The organism is Kitasatospora sp. NPDC059747, assembly GCF_042732955.1.
GTDB lineage: Bacteria > Actinomycetota > Actinomycetes > Streptomycetales > Streptomycetaceae > Kitasatospora.
In genome coordinates this window covers 36,785-55,247 of record NZ_JBHWGV010000036.1, presented here as the reverse complement: position 1 = coordinate 55,247, position 18,463 = coordinate 36,785, and the positions used below count along the sequence as shown (strand labels likewise).

The window sequence follows — 18,463 nt, the reverse complement described above, 5'->3', positions numbered from 1 at the left end:
TCTGCGTCCTGGTGTCTCCCCTGCAATGGGGGGGGGGGGGGGGCCTGGGGTATAACGCCCCGGGCAACCGCCGGGTGGGGGCGGCGCACACTCGCGCCTCCCCCTCCGACTTCTCCTCGGCACCCGCCGGGTGCCGGTCCGTCAGCATTCCGTCTTCCGCGCGGCGCGGCGCTGGAAGCGCGCGGCGACCGGGCGGCGCAGGCCGCGGCGGGCCTCCTTCGCCTCGCGGACGAGGCGCTGGTGTTCGGCGTGGACCTGGAGCTCGTGGACCTGCTGCTGGATGAGCTCGTACTCGATCACGGTGTTCCCCTTGTGGGTTTCGTTCTTCGGTCTTCCCTGTTGACTAAGAGCTTCCTCTCCCAGAGGGGGGCACCACATCGGCAGGCTTCCCGATGTTTCGGGGCCCGGATGCCTTAGATGAGGCCACTCGGGCACGGCAAAGGCCCGGTTCCCTCCCGATCTGGGGGTGGAACCGGGCCTTAGGCCTTACTTAGGGGGCCTTAGATGCCTAAGACACCTTAGGAACTCAGGCAGAGACGCCGAGCTTCTCAAGGATCAGATCCTTCACGCGGGCGGCGTCCGCCTGGCCGCGGGTGGCCTTCATGACCGCGCCCACGAGCGCGCCCACGGCCGCGACCTTGCCGTCGCGGATCTTGGCGGCGACGGCCTCGTTCTCGGCGATGGCCTGGTCGACCGCGGCACCGAGCGCGGAGTCGTCCGAGACGACGGCCAGGCCGCGCTTCTCGACGACCTCGTCCGGCTCGCCCTCGCCGGCCAGCACGGCCTCGATGACCTGGCGGGCCAGCTTGTCGTTCAGCTTGCCCTCGGCGACCAGCGCGGCGACCCGGGCGACCTGCGCCGGGGTGATCGGCTGCTCGCTGAGCTCGGTGCCGGTCTCGTTGGCGCGGCGGGCCAGCTCGCCCATCCACCACTTGCGGGCCTGGTCGGCCGGGGCACCGGCCGCGATGGTCTCCTGGATCGGCCCGACCGCACCGGCGTTGAGGACGGACTGCATGTCCTTGTCGGACAGGCCCCACTCGGCCTGCAGGCGGGCCCGGCGCACCCGCGGCAGCTCGGGCAGGGCGGCGCGCAGCTCCTCGACCCACTCGCGCGAGGGGGCGATCGGGACCAGGTCCGGCTCGGGGAAGTAGCGGTAGTCCTCGGCGTTGTCCTTGATCCGGCCCGAGGTCGTGCTGCCGTTGTCCTCGTGGAAGTGGCGGGTCTCCTGGACGATGGTGCCGCCGTCGGTCAGCACGGTGGCGTGGCGCTGGATCTCGAACCGGGCGGCCCGCTCCACGCTGCGCAGCGAGTTGACGTTCTTGGTCTCCGAGCGGGTGCCGAAGGTCTCGGTGCCGTTGGGGCGCAGCGACAGGTTCACGTCGCAGCGCATCTGGCCCTTGTCCATCCGGGCCTCGGAGACGCCCAGCGAGCGGATGACCTCGCGCAGCTCGGCGACGTACGCCTTGGCGACCTCGGGGGCCCGCTCGCCGGCGCCGGTGATCGGCTTGGTGACGATCTCGATCAGCGGGATGCCGGCCCGGTTGTAGTCGAGCAGCGAGTGGGTGGCCCCGTGGATGCGGCCGGTCGCGCCGCCGACGTGGCTGGACTTGCCGGTGTCCTCCTCCATGTGGGCGCGCTCGATCTCCACGCGGAAGGTCGAACCGTCCTCCAGCTGCACGTCGAGGTAGCCGTTGAAGGCGATCGGCTCGTCGTACTGCGAGGTCTGGAAGTTCTTGGGCATGTCCGGGTAGAAGTAGTTCTTCCGCGCGAACCGGCACCACTCGGCGATCTCGCAGTTGAGCGCCAGGCCGATCTTGACCGCCGACTCCACGCCGGTCGCGTTGACCACCGGCAGCGAGCCCGGCAGGCCCAGGCAGGTCGGGCAGGTCTGGCTGTTCGGCTCGGCGCCCAGCTCGGTCGAGCAACCGCAGAACATCTTGGTCTTGGTACCGAGCTCGACGTGGACCTCAAGGCCCATCACCGGGTCGTACGACGCGAGAGCGTCCTCGTAGGAGACCAGGTTCATGACGCTCACAGCGTCCCTTCTCACGTAAAGACTTGGGAGGTACGGGCCCGGCCGCCGCTCGCGCGGGGCCGGGCCGGGGCGCTCGGCCCGAAGAGTGGCCCTAGCCCAGCAGCACGTCGTCGGAGGCGAGCTGCCGCAGCTCGCGCACCAGCAGGGCGGTGCCGGTGATCAGCGCGGCGGCGCCGACGAGGGCGTTGACCAGCTTCAGGGTGTCGCTCTCCTCGCGGGCCTTGCGGACGTCCTTGACCACGGAGATCGCGCCGAAGGCGCTGGTGCCGATGGACAGCCACAGACCGGGCTTGGAATGCTTGAAGCCCTTCAAAGAAGCAGACTGGGCCTTGGCCTTCTCGATCTTGCTCACAGTGCCGGTGCCTCCTCCAGCAGGGTGTGCCCCCACTTGTCGTTGAGTGCGGCCTCGACGGCGCCGCCCACGCGGTACAGGCGGTCGTCCGCCATCGCGGGCGCGATGATCTGCAGGCCGACCGGGAGATTGTCCTCCGGGGCCAGGCCGACCGGCAGCGACATGGCCGCGTTGCCCGCCAGGTTGGACGGAATCGTGCACAGGTCGGCCAGGTACATCGCCATCGGGTCGTCGGCGCGCTCGCCGATCGGGAAGGCGGTGGTCGGCGTGGTCGGCGAGACCAGGACGTCCACCCCGGCGAACGCGGCGTCGAAGTCGCGCGAGATCAGCGTGCGCACCTTCTGGGCCGAGCCGTAGTAGGCGTCGTAGTAGCCCGAGGAGAGGGCGTAGGTGCCGAGGATGATGCGGCGCTTGACCTCGTCGCCGAAGCCGGCCTCGCGGGTCAGCGCGGTGACCTCCTCGGCCGAGCGGCTGCCGTCGTCGCCGACCCGCAGGCCGTAGCGCATCGCGTCGAAGCGGGCCAGGTTGGAGGAGCACTCCGACGGCGCGATCAGGTAGTACGCGGGCAGCGCGAGGGTGAAGGACGGGCAGGACACCTCGACGACCTCGGCGCCCAGCTCGCGCAGGAGCTCCACCGACTCGTCGAAGCGCTGCATGACGCCGGCCTGGTAGCCCTCGCCGGCGAACTCCTTGACGACGCCGATGCGCATGCCGCGCACGTCGCGCATCCTCGCGGCCGCGACGACGGCCGGGACGGGCGCGTCGATCGAGGTGGAGTCCAGCGGGTCGTGCCCGGCGATGGCCTCGTGCAGCAGCGCCGCGTCCAGCACGGTGCGGGCGCACGGGCCGCCCTGGTCCAGCGAGGACGAGAACGCGACCAGGCCGTAGCGGGAGACCGAGCCGTAGGTCGGCTTCACGCCGACGGTGCCGGTGACGGCGCCGGGCTGGCGGATCGAGCCGCCGGTGTCGGTGCCGATCGCCAGCGGGGCCTCGAAGGCGGCCAGCGCCGCGGCCGAGCCGCCGCCGGAGCCGCCGGGGATGCGGGAGAGGTCCCACGGGTTCCCGGTCGGGCCGTACGCCGAGTTCTCGGTGGAGGAGCCCATCGCGAACTCGTCCATGTTGGTCTTGCCGAGGATGACGACGCCGGCGTCCTTGAGGCGCGAGGTCAGCGTGGCGTCGTACGGCGGGATCCAGCCTTCGAGCATCTTCGAACCACAGGTGGTCGGGATGCCCTTGGTGGTGAAGACGTCCTTCAGCGCGAGCGGGACGCCGGCCAGCGGGCCCAGCTCCTCGCCCTTGGCGCGCTTCTCGTCGACCGCCTTGGCGGCGTTCAGCGCGCCCTCGGTGTCGACGTGCAGGAAGGCGTTGACCTTCTTGTCGACGGCGTCGATGCGGTCCAGGTGCGCCTGCGCGACCTCGACGGCGGAGACCTCGCCCTTGGCGATGGCGCTCGCGGTCTCGGCGGCGGTGTAGCGGATCAGGTCGGTCATCTCGGTCAGTCCTCCCCGAGGATCTGCGGCACACGGAAACGCTGCTCCTCGGCGGCGGGCGCGCTCGCGAGCGCCTGCTCCGGGGTGAGCGACGGCCGCACCTCGTCCGCCCGCATGACGTTGGTGAGCGGGAGCGGGTGGGAGGTCGGCGGGACGTCCTGTCCGGCGACCTCGGAAACGCGGGCGACCGCGCCGATGATCACGTCGAGCTGCTCGGCGAAGTGGTCCAGCTCTTCGGGCTTCAGCTCAAGACGCGACAGCCGGGCGAGGTGGGCGACCTCCTCGCGCGTGATGCCAGGCATGCAGCGATCCTCAGGGTGAGTTCTGGTGAGGCCCGGCGCTGCTTCAGCGGTGCCGGGCCCGGGCAGGAGCAGCCGGCTCGGCGCTCCCGTCCTCGTGGTCTTTGGACCCCATCCTATGGGGCCCAGCCCGGCCACCGGCCAACGAGTAACCGGCGGCGGCGGTTACTGCGGCCTGGTCCGGGCCCAACTCTGCGTCCCCGGCGCGTTGATCTCCATCTGCGCGGCCTGCACGGCCTGCACCACGGGGGGCAGGACGGGCGGCAGGACCGGCGGGAGTGTCGGGGGCAGGACCGGCGGCATCGCCGGCTTGCCGCCCGGGACCTTCTGCACGGCCGGCTTGATGCCGGGCGGCAGCGTGGCGGCCAGCCGCTCCACGGTCGGGCTGCCGGTGCGGTGCACCCGCAGCCAGGCGGTGGCCTGTTCGGGCGGCAGCGCGGCCGACACCAGCCAGCCCTGCACCGCGTCCACCCCCATGCAGTGCAGCCGCTCCCAGGTCTCGTCGTCCTCGACGCCCTCGGCGACCACGGTCAGCCCGAGCGAGTGCGCGAGCTCCACCGAGCAGCGGACGACCGCCGCGTCGTGGTCGTCGGCGACCATCCGGGAGACGAAGGAGCGGTCGATCTTCAGCTCGCCGACCGGCAGGCTGCGCAGCCGCACCAGCGAGGAGTGCCCGGTGCCGAAGTCGTCCAGGGACATCCCGACGCCGTAGCCGCGCAGCTCCGCCAGGGTGTCGGCGGCCCGCCGCGAGTCGTCCAGCAGGAGCCGCTCGGTGATCTCCAGCTGGAGCGCGTGGGCCGGCACCTGGTGGCGCACCAGGTGCCCCGCGACGCGCTGCGCGAAGCCCGGGTTGAGCACGTCGCGCGGCGAGACGTTCACCGCGACCTGCACCTGCAGGCCCTGGTCGCGCCAGTACGCGAGCTGGCCGACCGCCGCCTCCAGCACGTAGTCGGTCAGCCGCGGCATCAGCCCGCTGGACTCGGCGAGCCCGACGAACTCGTCCGGCGACACCTTGCCCTGGCCCGGCCGCTCCCAGCGCAGCAGCGCCTCCAGGCCCACCACCCGGCCGTCGAAGGCCACCTTCGGCTGGTAGTGCAGCTGCACCTCGCCGGTCTCCAGCGCGCGGCGCAGGTCCCCCAGGAGCCCGATCCGGTACGGGGTGTCGGCGTCCTGCGTCTCGTCGTACTGCTCGACGCCGCTGCGCCCGCGCTGGGCGTGGCCCATCGCGACGTCGGCGCGGCGCAGCAGCGACTCGGCGTCCTGGGCGTGCTGCGGGAAGACGCAGACGCCCGCGCTGGCCTCCAGGACGAGCAGCAGCCCGTCCAGCCGGATCGGGGCGGCGAGTTCGGCGATCAGGGCCTTGGCGACGCGCTCCAGGCAGTCCGGGTAGTTGATGCCGGGCAGCAGGACGGCGAACTCGTCGCCGCCCATCCGGGCCACCATCGGGCGGCCGCGGCGGTAGTGCCGGGGCAGGCCGGCGAAGACGTCGTCGATGGACTCGCGGGTGGGGGTGCCGACCGCGCCGCCGGAGCGCAGGGCGCGGTGCAGCCGGCGGGCGATGTGCACGAGGAGCCGGTCACCGGCAGTGTGGCCGAGGGTGTCGTTGAGTGATCGGAAGCGATCGAGGTCGAGCAGTATGAGACCGACGCTGTAGCCCTGTTCGTGCTCGGCGATCGCCTCCTGGGCGGCCAGCAGCAGGGCCTGACGGTTGGGCAGGTCCGTCAGCGGGTCGGTCAGCTGGTCGCGGGCGCGGTCCCGGGCGATCCGCCACGCCGCGACCAGGACGGCCAGCGGTACCGCGAACAGCGGCAACAGCTCGGGTTCGTACCGGTAGACCAGGACGGCCAGCGGGATGAGCGGCGCGGCTCCGGCCAGCAGCACGCCGAGCAGCAGGACCGCACCCGCCACCCCCTGCGGCGGGCGTGTGGGCGCGCCGCCGGTCGTACGATCCATAAGCCCTGTCCTCCGTCGGGCCCGCCCCGTCAGGCCGCCTTACGGTGAGGCACCGTGCCGGTACCGACTGCTGGCGGGCATGGAGCGACCCCGCGGAGTACCGGCTCAGCCGGTGCCCCCACCCCTGCTGACACTCTGTTGCGCTCCAGGGTATGCCGGGGCCCACCCGGTGGGCAGACTTTCGGACAACCGGAAACGCGCCACCGTGCCCGGGTGTCGCTCAGGGACACTGTGCCCGCTTTCACTGAACGGCACCCGGTGACGTTGCATCAGGACGATAACAAGACGGATTCGGCCACTCGCGGCTCGGGTCAGCCCTCGGCGGGGGCCTCCTCGGGGGCGTCCTCCGGGGTGTCCTCGGGAGCGTCCTCCAGGGTGTCGAGTCCCAGGTGGGCGCGGGCGGCGGCGGGCCCGTCGGCGAGCAGGACGGCGAAGCCGGCGTCGTCCAGGACGGCCAGGCCGAGCTGAACGGCCTTGTCGTACTTGGACCCGGGGTTGTCACCGGCGACCACGAAGTCGGTCTTCTTCGAAACCGAACCGGTCACCTTCGCTCCGCGCGAGGTCAGCGCCTCCTTGGCGCCGTCCCGGGTGTGCCCGGCCAGCGTGCCCGTCACCACCACCGTCAGCCCCTCCAGCGGGCGCTCCGCCTCCTCCTCGTCGGCGGGCTCCTCGACGAAGCGGACGCCGGCCGCGCGCCACTTCTCCAGGATCCCGCGGTGCCACTCCTCCTGGTACCACTCGATGACGGACCGGGCGATCGTCGGCCCGACCCCCTCGACGGCCGCCAGCTCCTCCTCGGTGGCCGAGAAGATCCGGTCGAGGTCGCGGAACTCCCGTGCCAGCTCCTGGGCCGCGACCGGACCGACGTGCCGGATCGACAGGCCGTTGAGGAACCGCCAGAGCGGCCGGTCCTTCACCTTCTCCAGGTTCTCCAGCAGCAGGCCGGCCGTCTTCTTCGGCTCGCCCTTCTGGTTGGCGAAGAAGGTGGCGATCTTCTCCTTGCCGGTGCGGTCGTCCAGCTTGGGCATGCCGGTCTTCTGGTCGCGGACCAGCACCTTGATCGGCAGCAGCTGCTCCATCGTCAGCCCGAAGACGTCGCCCTCGTCCTTCACCGGCGCCTCGCCCGGCTCCAGCGGCTGGGTCAGCGCGGTGGCCGCGACGTAGCCGAGCCCCTCGACGTCCAGCGAGGAACGGCCGCCCAGGAAGGCGATCCGCTCCCGGATCTGGGCCGGGCAGAACTGGGCGTTGGGGCAGCGCAGGTCGATGTCGCCCTCGGACATCGGACGCAGCTCGGCGCCGCACTCCGGGCAGTGCGAGGGCATCACGAACTCCCGCTCGGTGCCGTCCCGCAGGTCCTCCACCGGCCCGAGGATCTCCGGGATGACGTCACCGGCCTTGCGCAGCACCACGGTGTCGCCGAGCAGGACGCCCTTGGCCTTGACGACCTGCTGGTTGTGCAGCGTCGCGTACTGCACCATCGAACCGGCCACCTTCACCGGCTCGGCCAGCACCGCGAACGGCGTGGCCCGGCCGGTGCGGCCGACGCCGACCCGGATCTCCGCCAGCCTGCCGGTGACCTCCTCCGGCGGGTACTTCCACGCGATCGCCCAGCGCGGGGACTTGGAGGTGGCGCCGAGGCGGCCCTGGAGGGCGATCTCGTCCACCTTGACCACGACGCCGTCGATCTCGTGCTCGACGGAGTGCCGCTGCTCGCCGAAGCGCTTGATGAACGCCCGCACCTCGTCGAGCGTCCCGACCACCTCGTTGTGCCGGGCGGTCGGCAGGCCCCACTGGCGCAGCAGGTCGTAGGCGTGCGACTGGTTGTCGATGTCGAAGCCGACCCGGGCGCCGATGCCGTGCACCACCATGTGCAGCGGGCGCGAGGCGGTGACCAGCGGGTCCTTCTGGCGCAGCGAACCGGCGGCGGCGTTGCGGGGGTTCATGAACAGCCGGATCAGCGCCCGGGGCCGCTTGCCCTCCTTGGCGCGCTCCTCGTTCTCCTGGCGGCGGCGCTCGTTCTCCTCCGCGAACGAGGCGTTGAGCGCGTCGAACGCCTCGGTCGGGAAGTAGACCTCGCCGCGGATCTCCACCAGCTCGGGGACGTCGTCGCCCTTGAGCTGCTGCGGGATCTCCTTGATGGTGCGGACGTTGGGGGTGATGTCCTCGCCCACCCGGCCGTCGCCGCGCGTCGCGGCCTGCACCAACTGGCCGTTCTCGTAGGTGAGGTTGACGGCCAGGCCGTCCACCTTGAGCTCGCACAGGTAGTGGTAGTCGATGCCGGCCAGCTCGCCCGCGACGCGCTCGGCCCAGGCGGCGAGCTCGTCGTCGTCCATGGCGTTGTCGAGGCTGAGCAGGCGCTCGCGGTGCTCGACCGAGGCGAACAGCTCGGTCGGGGCGCCGCCGACCTTCTGGGTCGGCGAGTCCGGGGTGACGAGGGCCGGGTGCTCGGCCTCCAGCGCCTCCAGCGCGCGCATCAGGCCGTCGAACTCGGCGTCGGAGACGACCGGGGCGTCCTGCTCGTAGTAGCGGGCGCGGTGGTCGGTGATCTCCGCCGCCAGCTCGGCGTGCCGCCTGCGCACCTCCGCCGGGACGTCCTCCCAGCCCTCGACAGCCACCACCGCAAGCCTCCTACGTTCTCATTCCGGGTTGTCCACCAGGCTCTGCGCCGCCCGCGCCGCGAGCAGCAGCGCCTTGCGCGCGTACGCCGGGGAGGCCCCGGCCAGCCCGCAGGTCGGTGTCACGAGCACACGACGGCCCAGCAGCTCCGGGGCGAACCCGAGCCTGCGCCACAAGGTCCTGACACCCTGGACACTACCGGCCGGGTCGGACACCTCCTGGTCAGTGGAGGGGACGACACCCGCGAGGATCGCCGTGCCCGCCTCGACGGCCTCGCCGAGGTCGTCGTCGGCGCGCTCGGTCAGCAGCGAGAAGTCCAGCGAGACGCCGGCGACGCCGGCCCGGCGCAGCAGCGGGATCGGCACGTCGGGCGCGCAGCAGTGCACGACGACCGGTGCGTCCAGGGCGCGGATCAGCTCGCGCAGCGCCTCCTCGGCGACCTGGCGGTCCACCGCGCGCAGCCGCTGGAAGCCGCTCGCGGTCTTCACCGAGCCGGCCAGCACGGCGGGCAGCGAGGGCTCGTCGAGCTGGAGCACCACCTCCGCGCCCGGCACCCGCCTGCGGACCTCGGCGAGGTGGCGGCGCAGGCCCTCGGCGAGCGACTCGGCGACGTCCCGGCAGGCGCCGCGGTCGGCGAGCGCCTTCTCGCCGTGCTTCAGCTCGATCGAGGCGGCCAGCGTCCACGGCCCGACGGCCTGGACCTTGAGCGGCCCCCGGTGGCCCTGGGTGTACTCCTCCAGCGCGTCGAGGTCCTCGCCGAGCCAGGAGCGGGCCCGCCGGGTGTCCCGGCCGGGGCGGTCGGCGAAGCGCCAGCCGCTCGGCTCGGTCTGCGCGAACAGCTCGGCCAGCAGGCCGGCGCTGCGGCCGATCATGTCGGCGCCCGGCCCGCGCGCGGGCAGCTCGGGCAGGAACGGCAGCTGCTCCAGCGCCCCGGTGGAGGTCCTGGCGGCCTCCCGGGCGTCGGTGCCGGGCAGCGAACCGACGCCGGTGGCGGCGCCGTGCAGGTCGGGGAAGGGGTGTGGGGTGCTCACCCGTCCGAGCCTAGTGCGCCGCCGACCGGCCCCGGATCAGTGGCCCGGGCGGACGGTGATGTCCGTGATCTCCGCGTCGCGGCTGGCGTCCAGGGCCGCGAGGACCGCCCTCGCGACGGACTCCGGCTCGATCCAGCGGCCGGCGTCGTAGGACCTGCCCTCCTGCTGGTGCACCTTGACCTGCATCGCGGTGGCGGTGCGGCCCGGGTACACCGAGGTGACGCGCACCCCGCCGGCGTGCTCCTCCTCGCGCAGCGCGTCGGCGAGCGCCTTGAGGCCGTGCTTGCTCGCCGCGTACGCCGCCCACTCGGCGCCGGCCCGCAGGCCCGCACCGGAGTTGACGAACACGACGTGCCCCTTGGCGAGGCGCAGCGAGGGCAGCAGGAGGCGGGTCAGCTCGGCCGGGGCGACGAGGTTGACGCCGAGCGTGTCGTTCCACACCTTGACCGGCAGGTCGCCGACCGGGCCCAGCTCGACCACGCCCGCGACGTGCAGCAGCGAGTCCAGCTCGACCGGCAGCTCCTGGTGGCCGAGGGCCCAGGCGAGCTTGGCCGGGTCGCCCAGGTCGCCGACCAGGGTGCGGGCGCCGGGGAAGCGCTCGCGCAGCTCGGCGGCGCGGCGGGCGTCGCGGGCCAGGAGCCAGAGGTCGTCGCCGCGCTCGGCGAGGCGCCCGGCCAGGACGGCGCCGATGCCGGAGCCGGCGCCGGTGATCAGATGTGCAGGCATGGGGCCGATCCTCTCAGGACTTGAGCTGTGCGAACACCTCGGCGGGCGTGTCCGCGAAGGAGATCAACTCGCCGAGCGGGCGCGGCAGGAAGCCCTCGGCGTCCATCCGCTCCAGCTGGAGGCGCAGGCCCGAGTAGAACCCCTCGCTGTCGAGGACGACGACGGGCTTCTCGAACATCCCGTGCTTCTTGAGCTCCAGCACCTCGGTGACCTCGTCCAGCGTGCCCAGCCCGCCGACCAGCACGACGATGGCGTCCGCGCGGGCCGCGAGCTCCGCCTTCCGCTCGGCCAGGTCGCGGGTCATCACGAGCTCGTCGGCGCCGTCGTACCCCTTGTGCTTCAGCATCTCGACCATGACGCCGACCAGCTTCCCGCCGGCCGCCTTCACCCCGTCGGCCAGCAGGCCCATCAGGCCGGCGTTCGAGCCGCCCCACACCAGGGTGTGCCCGCCCTCGCCGAGGAGCCGGGCGAACTCGGCGGCGGGGGCGGTGTAGCGGTCGTCGAGCGAGTACGCGGAGCAGAAGACAGTGATGTTCATAGTGTCGTCCGGTCTATCACGCGGACCGGGGACCGCTCACCGGGGTTTCAGGCCCGGACGGCCGGGCGCTCGGTCGTCGCGATGGTCGCGGAGCCGACCACCCGGGTGCCGTCGTACAGCACCACGGCCTGGCCGGGGGCGATGCCGCGGGCCGGCGAGTCCAGGTCGACGCGGAGCCCGCCGTCCACGACGGACGCCGAGACCGGCACCTCCTCGCCGTGCGCGCGCAGCTGGGCGGTGTAGCGCCCGTCGGCGGCCGGCTCGCCCCCGCACCAGCGCGGGCGGATCGCGGTCAGCCCGACCACGTCCAGGCCCTCGGCCGGGCCGACCGTGACGGTGTTGTTCACCGGCGAGATGTCGAGCACGTACCGCGGCTTGCCGTCCGGCGCCGGGCGGCCGATCCGCAGGCCCTTGCGCTGGCCGATGGTGAAGCCGTACGCGCCGTCGTGCTCGCCGAGCTTGGTGCCGTCCACGTCGAGGATGTCGCCGGTCGCGGTGCCGAGGTGCTTGGCGAGGAAGCCCTGGGTGTCGCCGTCCGCGATGAAGCAGATGTCGTGGCTGTCCGGCTTCTTGGCGACGGCCAGGCCCCGGCGCTCGGCCTCCTCGCGGATGACGTCCTTGGTGGTGTCGCCGAGCGGGAACAGCGAGTGGGCCAGCTGGTCGGCGTCCAGCACGCCGAGCACGTACGACTGGTCCTTGGCGGCGTCCACCGCGCGGTGCAGCTCGCGGCGGCCGTCCGGCAGGTCGACGATCCGGGCGTAGTGGCCGGTGCAGACGGCGTCGAAGCCGAGCGCGACCGCCTTGTCCAGCAGCGCGGCGAACTTGATCTTCTCGTTGCAGCGCAGGCAGGGGTTGGGGGTGCGGCCGGCCGCGTACTCGGCGACAAAGTCGTCGATCACGTCCTCGCGGAAGCGCTCGGCGAGGTCCCACACGTAGAAGGGGATGCCGATGACGTCGGCGGCGCGGCGGGCGTCCCGGGAGTCCTCGATGGTGCAGCAGCCGCGGGCGCCGGTCCGGAAGGACTGCGGGTTCGACGACAGCGCCAGGTGGACGCCGGTCACCTCGTGCCCCGCTTCGGCGGCACGGGCGGCGGCGACGGCGGAGTCGACCCCGCCGGACATCGCCGCGAGCACGCGCAGACGGCCAGTGGACGGAGCGGTCGGGGCACCCGGGAAATCAGTCATGATGCCCCCAAGCGTACGTGCTGCCCCCGGTGTTCCCCGAGCCGATATCGGGCCTCCGCCCGGGGCCCGGGCCGACGACGGACGCCGGCTCGGGGGCCGCAGGTCGACAGCGCCGGGGCGCGCGCCTTCGACGGGCGTTCAGACCCCCGAAGTGCGCGCCCGCGGAGCGGCTAGCGGCGGACCGACATCGGGCCCGCGTTGCGGGCGCGTTGGACGGCGGGGGCGATCGCCTGGGCCAGGGCCAACACGTCGTCCTGGGTGGAGGTGTGGCCGAGAGAGAAGCGCAGGGACGCGCGCGCCAGGAGCGGGTCGGCGCCCATCGCCAGCAGCACGTGGCTGGGCTGCGGGACGCCCGCCGAGCACGCGGAGCCGGTCGAGCACTCGATGCCCTGGGCGTCGAGGAGCATGAGCAGGGCGTCGCCCTCGCAGCCGGGGAAGGAGAAGTGCGCGTTGGCGGGCAGCCGGCCCTCGGGGGCCGGGTCGCCGTTGAGCACCGCGTCGGGCACGGCGGCGAGCACCGAGGCGATCAGGTCGTCCCGCAGCGCGCCGAGCGCCGCCGCGTGCTCGGCCCGCCGTTCGACGGCGATGGCCGCGGCCGCCGCGAAGCCGGCCGCGGCGGGGGCGTCGAGGGTGCCGGAGCGGACGTCGCGTTCCTGGCCGCCGCCGTGCAGCAGCGGGACGGGCGCGGCGCCGCGCGAGAGCAGCAGCGCGCCGATGCCGAACGGGCCGCCGATCTTGTGCCCGGTGACGGTGACCGCGGTGAGCCCGGAGTCGGCGAAGGACACCTCCACCTGACCGAGCGCCTGCACCGCGTCGGCGTGCATCGGGATGCCGAACTCGGCCGCCACGGCCGCGAGTTCCCGCACCGGCTGGACAGTGCCGACCTCGTTGTTCGCCCACATCACGGTGACCAGGGCGACCGAGCCCGGGTCCCGTTCGATCGCCTCGCGCAGCGCCTGCGGATGGACCCGCCCGAGCCCGTCGACCGGCAGGTACTCGACGGTGGCGCCCTCGTGCTCGGAGAGCCAGTGCACCGCGTCGAGCACCGCGTGGTGCTCGACCGGGCTGCACAGCACCCGCGTGCGGGCCGGGTCGGCGTCCCGCCGGGCCCAGTACAGGCCTTTGACGGCGAGGTTGTCGGACTCGGTACCGCCGCCGGTGAGGACGATCTCGCTCGGCCGGGCGCCCAGCGAGTCGGCGAGCGACTCGCGGGCCTCCTCGACGACGCGGCGGGCCCGGCGGCCGGCCGCGTGCAGGGAGGAGGCGTTGCCGACGACACCGAGGTGCGCCGTCATCGCGGCGATCGCCTCGGGCAGCATCGGCGTGGTCGCCGCATGGTCCAGGTATGGCATAACCATCAGATTGTAGAGGGCCGTCCCCGGCACCGTTCCCGGCCTGCGCACCAGAATGCGACCTGATCCGAAAGACCCGTCCGAGCCGGGACCGCCGCGTCCGGCGCCGGTTTGACCCACTGCGCCGTCCGGTGGTTAGCCTGACGGACACTTCTCGTCGGAACTCGGGGGACGCCATGTCGCAGTCGGTCGACCGCGCCCTCACGCTGCTCGGCTCGCTCGGCGACGGACCCGTGACCCTGGAACAGGCGGCGACCAGCATCGGCGTCCACAAGTCCACCGCGCTGCGCCTGCTGCGCACGCTGGAGGAGCACGGCTTCGCGCAGCGCCAGCCGGACCGGCGCTACCGCCTGGGCGGCCGGCTGCTGTCGCTGGCGCACCGGGCGCTGGAGGAGATCGACGTCCGCCAGGTGGCCGCGCCGTACCTGGCCGCGCTGAACGCGCGCAGCGGACTCACCGTCCAGCTGGCCGTGCTGGAGGACGGCGAGGTGCTGTACGTCGACGAGGTCGCCGGGCCCGGCGCCCGGCGGCCGTCGCGGATCGGTCGGCGCGCGCCGGCCGCGGGGACGGCGATCGGCCGGGTGCTGCTGGCCGGGCGGCCGGAGGACGGCGCCCGCGAGGAGGAGCTGCCGCCGGAGCTGGCGGCGGTGCGCCGCCGGGGCTGGGCGGCGGAGTCCGCCGAGCACCGCGAGCCGGTGACGTGCGTGGCCGCGCCGGTGTCGGGCAGCGGCGGGCGGACGGTCGCGGCGTGCGCGGTGAGCGCGCCGGTGAGCGAGGTGCCGCCGGGCGAGCTGGCCCGGATGGTGCCGGAGCTGCTGTGCACGGCGGAGGCTATCTCGCTGGCGTACGGCGGCTCGCCTACTCCTCGCTGGTGCGAGAACCGTTGCGGTGCCAGGCCCGCGGGGCGCGCCAGCCGTACTTGAGGGCGAGCATCCGCAGCACGAAGGCGGTGAGCGCGGCGGCGGTGCCGGTGGCGCCGGTGAGCCGGTCGAGGCCGATCAGCACGGCGACCAGGGCGGCGCCGACCAGGGCAGGCACGGCGTAGATCTCGCGGTCCCAGCGCAGCAGTGAGGGGATCTCCCCGGCGAGGACGTCCCGGACGACGCCGCCGCCGGCCGCGGTGACCATGCCGAGCGCGACGGACGCGACGGCGCCGAGCCCGTAGTCGTGGGCCTTGGCGGTGCCGGTGACGCAGAACAGTCCGAGCCCGAGCGCGTCGAGCGTCTGGACGGCGCGGTTGATCCGCTCGACCTCGGGGTGCAGGAAGAAGACGACGAAACCGGCCGCGAGCGGCGTCAGGAAGTAGCCGAGGTTGCTGAACGCGGCGACCGGGGTGGCCCCGATGACGAGGTCGCGCATGACACCGCCGCCGAGCGCGGTGACCTCGGCGAGCACGCAGATCCCGAAGATGTCCATGTTCTTGCGGACGGCGAGCAGCCCTCCGGAGAGGGCGAAGACGAAGATGCCGACGAGGTCCAGCGACTGCTGCACGTCGGAGGGGAAGATCTGCGAGGTCACGGGAACAACTATGACCTGCGCGGACCTCCCCCTCCGACGTCCTCCGGCGCCCGGTGCGTCAGGCCGTCGCGTCCACGAGGGTGCCCGTCCGGGTGTTCTCCGGGCCGTGCTAGTCGTTCCCCTCGCTCTGCTCGGGGAAGTGGCACGCCACTTGGTGCCCCGTCCGCATGACGGCCAGCGGGGGCTCCTGTGTGGCACAGATCTCCTGCGCCTTCCAGCAGCGGGTGCGGAAGCGGCAGCCGCTGGGCGGGTTGATCGGCGAGGGGACGTCGCCCTTCAGCAGGATGCGCTCGCGGCCGGCCCGCTGGCGGCGGCGCGGGTCGGGCACCGGCACCGCGGACATCAGCGCGGTGGTGTAGGGGTGCATCGGGTTGCGGTAGAGCGAGTCCCGGTCGGCGATCTCGACGACCTTGCCGAGGTACATCACGGCGACCCGGTCCGAGACGTGCCGGACCACCGAGAGGTCGTGCGCGATGATCAGGTAGGTCAGGCCGAGCTCGCGCTGGAGGTCGTCCAGCAGGTTGACCACCTGCGCCTGGATCGAGACGTCGAGCGCGGAGACCGGCTCGTCGGCGACGATCATCTTGGGCCGCAGGGCGAGCGCCCGGGCGATGCCGATGCGCTGGCGCTGGCCGCCGGAGAACTCGTGCGGGTAGCGGTTGTAGTGCTCGGGGCTGAGCCCGCACAGCTCCAGCAGTTCCTGGACGGCCTTCTTGAGCCCGCCCTCCGGCACCGCGTTCTGGAGCTTGAACGGTGCGCCGACGATGGTGCCGACGGTGTGCCGCGGGTTGAGCGAGGAGTACGGGTCCTGGAAGATCATCTGGATGTCGCGGCGCAGCGGCCGCATCGCGCCGACGCCCAGGTGGGTGATGTCGGTGCCCTCGAACTCGATCGTGCCGGCGGTCGGCTCGTCGAGCCGGGTGACCAGCCGGCCCATCGTCGACTTGCCGCAGCCGGACTCGCCGACGACGCCCAGCGTCTCGCCGGCGTTGACGGTGAAGTCGATGCCGTCGACGGCCCGCACCGCGCCGGTCTGGCGTCGCAGCAGCCCGCCGCGGATCGGGAAGTGCCGGGTCAGACCGGTCACCTTCAGCAGCGGCTCGCGGTCGGAGGCGGGCGCCGGCGACGCCCCGTTCAACTGTGCCTGGGGCGCGGCCGCCTGAGTGTCCGTCATCGGTTCTCTCCAGAAAGGTGGTACGAGGCCGGGCTCACAGCCGGGGCGCGATCTCTTCGGCGAAGATGCGGTGCCGCTCGGCGGCCGCGAGGTGGCAGGCCGCGTGGTGCCCGGGCGCGGCCTCGGCCAGCACCGGGACCTCGCTCGTGGAGCGCCCGCCGGTCTGCCCGGCGTACGGGCAGCGCGGGTGGAAGGCACAGCCGCCGGGCACGTTGATCAGGCTGGGCGGCGTGCCCTTGACCGGGACGAGCCGGTCCTGGAGCTCCCGGTCGAGGCGCGGCATGGAGCCCAGCAGGCCCCAGGTGTAGGGGTGTTCGGGCGCGTCGAAGAGGGTCTCGGCGGGGCCGCGCTCGATGCACTTGCCGCCGTACATGACGAGGATGTCGTCGGCGAGCTCGGCGACCACCCCGAGGTCGTGGGTGATGATGATGACGGCGGAGCCGAACTCCTCCTGGAGGTCGCGGATGAGGTCCAGGATCTGCGCCTGGACGGTGACGTCCAGGGCGGTGGTGGGCTCGTCGGCGATCAGCAGGGAGGGGTCGTTGACCAGGGCCATGGCGATCATCGCGCGCTGGCGCATGCCGCCGGAGAACTGGTGCGGGTAGTCGTCCACGCGGCGGTCGGGCTGCGGGATGCCGACGCGGTCGAGCATCTCGATCGCGCGGGCGCGGGCCGCCCGCTTGGACGCGTCCGGGTGGTGCACCCGGTAGGCCTCGACGATCTGCGCCCCGACCGTGTAGTAGGGGTGCATCGCGGTCAGCGGGTCCTGGAAGATCATCGCCATCTCGCGGCCGCGCAGCTGGCGCACCCGTTCCGGGCCGGCCGAGACCAGTTCCTCGCCGTTCAGCCGGATCTCGCCGCTGATCCGGGCCCGCTTGGAGCGGTGCAGGCCCATGATGCCGAGCGAGGTGACGGACTTGCCGGAGCCGGACTCGCCGACGATGCCGAGGGTGCGGCCCTTGTGCAGGTCGAAGCTGACCCCGTCCACCGAGCGGACCAGGCCGTCGTCGGTGTCGAAGTGGATCCGCAGGTCGCGGACGGAGAGGAACGGGTCGCCGGCCGGGGTCTGCGCGGCGGGCGCCGTGGTCTTCTGGAGCTCGGTCACGAGAGCCTCACCCGGGGGTCGACGAGGGCGTACAGGAGGTCGACCACGAGGTTGCAGACGACGATGAAGAAGGCGGCGAGCAGGGTGACGCCGAGGATCTTCGGCAGGTCGTTGTCGGAGATCGCCTGGACGGCGAAGGCGCCGACGCCCTGCAGCGAGAAGACCTGTTCGGTGATGAGCGCACCGCCGAGGAGCAGGCCGAGGTCCATGCCGAAGATGGTGACGACGGGGGTGAGCGCGGCGCGCAGCCCGTGCCGGGTGACGACCTTGCGCTCGACCAGGCCCTTGGCCCGGGCGGTGCGGATGTAGTCCTCGCTCATCGTCTCCAGCATCCCGGCGCGGGTGAGCCGGGCGTAGAGGGCCGAGTAGAGGAAGGCCAGCGAGATCCACGGGAGGATCAGGTTGCGGGCCCACATGATCGGGTCGTCGGTGAAGTCGACGTACTGGAGGTTGTCCAGGATCGGCCACTCGTAGCTGAAGACCGTGAGCAGCAGCGCGCCGGTGAAGAAGACCGGCAGCGAGACGCCGGCGAGCGAGATGCCCATGGCGATGCGGTCGAAGACCGAGCGCGGCTTGAGGGCGGAGATGACGCCGGTGGTGACACCGGAGACCAGCCAGAGCACGGCCGCGCCGATGGCCAGCGAGAGCGTGATCGGGATGCGCTTGGTGAGCTCGGGCCAGACTTCGAGGTGGTTCTTGAAGGAGTAGCCGAAGCACGGTACGTGGCAGGTGACCGGGTCCGGGCCGAACTTGTACTCGGCGCCGCCGACCAGGCCCTTCAGGAAGTTCCAGTACTGGGTGTACAGCGGCTGGTCGAACCCGAGGTTACTCTTGACGGCCGCGATCGCCTCCGGCGACGGGTTCTTCCCGACGTACTGGGCGGCCAGCTGGTCGGCGGTCTCGCCGGCGATGCGCGGGAGCAGGAAGAAGATCGCGAAGGTGACCGCGCTGACCACCAGCAGCAGTACGACGGCCGCGAATGTCCTGCGGATGATGTAGGCAAACACAGTTGGGCGGCTCCGGCGGCCCGCCACCGTCCGGGGTCTGCCGGACGGTGGCGGGCGCCGCTGCCTTCACCTGCCTTCAGGGA

At 72.7% G+C, this 18,463-nt stretch carries 16 protein-coding genes and 1 pseudogene; 1 reads left to right on the top strand and 16 read right to left on the bottom strand.

Going from position 1 to position 18,463, the window contains the following annotated elements:
• Window positions 1-141 precede the first annotated feature (141 nt).
• From ACFV4G_RS18110 to ACFV4G_RS18055, 12 genes and pseudogenes are all read right to left on the bottom strand, one after another.
• On the bottom strand, window positions 142-300 hold the full coding sequence (locus ACFV4G_RS18110) for a hypothetical protein (RefSeq protein WP_380441391.1): 159 nt from the start codon (window positions 298-300) through the stop codon (window positions 142-144).
• Between the two features lie 226 nt (window positions 301-526).
• Window positions 527-2,035 (bottom strand): Asp-tRNA(Asn)/Glu-tRNA(Gln) amidotransferase subunit GatB, encoded by a 1,509-nt coding sequence (gatB, locus tag ACFV4G_RS18105; protein ID WP_380441388.1) that lies wholly within the window; start codon window positions 2,033-2,035, stop codon window positions 527-529.
• A gap of 91 nt (window positions 2,036-2,126) precedes the next feature.
• Window positions 2,127-2,387 (bottom strand): hypothetical protein, encoded by a 261-nt coding sequence (locus ACFV4G_RS18100; protein ID WP_380441385.1) that lies wholly within the window; start codon window positions 2,385-2,387, stop codon window positions 2,127-2,129.
• The gene (gene gatA / locus ACFV4G_RS18095) at window positions 2,384-3,877 is read right to left on the bottom strand and encodes an Asp-tRNA(Asn)/Glu-tRNA(Gln) amidotransferase subunit GatA (RefSeq protein WP_380441383.1); all 1,494 of its coding nucleotides are present in this window, start codon (window positions 3,875-3,877) and stop codon (window positions 2,384-2,386) included. The genes ACFV4G_RS18100 and gatA overlap by 4 nt, the downstream gene beginning before the upstream one ends.
• A 5-nt stretch (window positions 3,878-3,882) precedes the next feature.
• The gene (gene gatC / locus ACFV4G_RS18090) at window positions 3,883-4,179 is read right to left on the bottom strand and encodes an Asp-tRNA(Asn)/Glu-tRNA(Gln) amidotransferase subunit GatC (RefSeq protein ID WP_329927886.1); all 297 of its coding nucleotides are present in this window, start codon (window positions 4,177-4,179) and stop codon (window positions 3,883-3,885) included.
• A 162-nt stretch (window positions 4,180-4,341) separates the two neighbouring features.
• Window positions 4,342-6,114: pseudogene (locus ACFV4G_RS18085) on the bottom strand (putative bifunctional diguanylate cyclase/phosphodiesterase); the annotation flags it as partial.
• A gap of 326 nt (window positions 6,115-6,440) precedes the next feature.
• Window positions 6,441-8,744, bottom strand: a complete 2,304-nt coding sequence (ligA, locus tag ACFV4G_RS18080; protein WP_380441414.1) for an NAD-dependent DNA ligase LigA — start codon at window positions 8,742-8,744, stop codon at window positions 6,441-6,443.
• A 21-nt stretch (window positions 8,745-8,765) separates the two neighbouring features.
• On the bottom strand, window positions 8,766-9,776 hold the full coding sequence (locus ACFV4G_RS18075) for a methionine synthase (RefSeq protein WP_380441381.1): 1,011 nt from the start codon (window positions 9,774-9,776) through the stop codon (window positions 8,766-8,768).
• 36 nt (window positions 9,777-9,812) lie between these two features.
• On the bottom strand, window positions 9,813-10,502 hold the full coding sequence (locus tag ACFV4G_RS18070; RefSeq protein WP_380441379.1) for an SDR family oxidoreductase: 690 nt from the start codon (window positions 10,500-10,502) through the stop codon (window positions 9,813-9,815).
• A 13-nt stretch (window positions 10,503-10,515) separates the two neighbouring features.
• Complete coding sequence (locus ACFV4G_RS18065; protein WP_380441377.1) at window positions 10,516-11,040, bottom strand: TIGR00730 family Rossman fold protein; 525 nt, start codon at window positions 11,038-11,040, stop codon at window positions 10,516-10,518.
• Between the two features lie 47 nt (window positions 11,041-11,087).
• Complete coding sequence (mnmA, locus tag ACFV4G_RS18060) at window positions 11,088-12,224, bottom strand: tRNA 2-thiouridine(34) synthase MnmA (protein WP_380441375.1); 1,137 nt, start codon at window positions 12,222-12,224, stop codon at window positions 11,088-11,090.
• A gap of 170 nt (window positions 12,225-12,394) precedes the next feature.
• Window positions 12,395-13,576: a cysteine desulfurase family protein gene (locus ACFV4G_RS18055; RefSeq protein ID WP_380441373.1), complete on the bottom strand. Its 1,182-nt coding sequence runs from the start codon at window positions 13,574-13,576 to the stop codon at window positions 12,395-12,397.
• A 176-nt stretch (window positions 13,577-13,752) separates the two neighbouring features.
• Between ACFV4G_RS18055 and ACFV4G_RS18050 the strand changes: the two genes are divergently transcribed.
• On the top strand, window positions 13,753-14,499 hold the full coding sequence (locus tag ACFV4G_RS18050; protein ID WP_380441371.1) for an IclR family transcriptional regulator: 747 nt from the start codon (window positions 13,753-13,755) through the stop codon (window positions 14,497-14,499).
• On the opposite strand, the gene ACFV4G_RS18045 is transcribed toward ACFV4G_RS18050, so the two are convergent.
• The 4 genes from ACFV4G_RS18045 to ACFV4G_RS18030 form a co-directional block, all read right to left on the bottom strand.
• Window positions 14,435-15,094, bottom strand: a complete 660-nt coding sequence (locus ACFV4G_RS18045) for a trimeric intracellular cation channel family protein (protein WP_380441369.1) — start codon at window positions 15,092-15,094, stop codon at window positions 14,435-14,437. The genes ACFV4G_RS18050 and ACFV4G_RS18045 overlap by 65 nt on opposite strands.
• A gap of 109 nt (window positions 15,095-15,203) precedes the next feature.
• The gene (locus ACFV4G_RS18040) at window positions 15,204-16,268 is read right to left on the bottom strand and encodes an ABC transporter ATP-binding protein (RefSeq protein ID WP_380441367.1); all 1,065 of its coding nucleotides are present in this window, start codon (window positions 16,266-16,268) and stop codon (window positions 15,204-15,206) included.
• Between the two features lie 34 nt (window positions 16,269-16,302).
• Window positions 16,303-17,373 carry an ABC transporter ATP-binding protein gene (locus ACFV4G_RS18035; protein ID WP_380441365.1) on the bottom strand — a complete coding sequence of 357 codons (1,071 nt, stop codon included), beginning with the start codon at window positions 17,371-17,373 and terminating at the stop codon, window positions 16,303-16,305.
• Window positions 17,370-18,380, bottom strand: coding sequence for an ABC transporter permease (locus tag ACFV4G_RS18030; RefSeq protein ID WP_380441363.1), 1,011 nt, complete (start codon window positions 18,378-18,380; stop codon window positions 17,370-17,372). Before ACFV4G_RS18030 ends, ACFV4G_RS18035 begins: the two co-directional genes overlap by 4 nt.
• Window positions 18,381-18,463 lie beyond the last annotated feature (83 nt).

What these genes read in the sequence shown, in the direction of transcription:
- gatA (WP_380441383.1), bottom strand. Translation starts at nt 3,877, where the DNA reads ATGACCGACCTGATCCGCTACACCGCCGCCGAGACCGCGAGCGCCATC.
- gatC (WP_329927886.1), bottom strand. Translation starts at nt 4,179, where the DNA reads ATGCCTGGCATCACGCGCGAGGAGGTCGCCCACCTCGCCCGGCTGTCG.
- ACFV4G_RS18070 (WP_380441379.1), bottom strand. Translation starts at nt 10,502, where the DNA reads ATGCCTGCACATCTGATCACCGGCGCCGGCTCCGGCATCGGCGCCGTC.
- ACFV4G_RS18065 (WP_380441377.1), bottom strand. Translation starts at nt 11,040, where the DNA reads ATGAACATCACTGTCTTCTGCTCCGCGTACTCGCTCGACGACCGCTAC.
- mnmA (WP_380441375.1), bottom strand. Translation starts at nt 12,224, where the DNA reads ATGACTGATTTCCCGGGTGCCCCGACCGCTCCGTCCACTGGCCGTCTG.
- ACFV4G_RS18055 (WP_380441373.1), bottom strand. Translation starts at nt 13,576, where the DNA reads ATGCCATACCTGGACCATGCGGCGACCACGCCGATGCTGCCCGAGGCG.
- ACFV4G_RS18050 (WP_380441371.1), top strand. Translation starts at nt 13,753, where the DNA reads ATGTCGCAGTCGGTCGACCGCGCCCTCACGCTGCTCGGCTCGCTCGGC.
- ACFV4G_RS18040 (WP_380441367.1), bottom strand. Translation starts at nt 16,268, where the DNA reads ATGACGGACACTCAGGCGGCCGCGCCCCAGGCACAGTTGAACGGGGCG.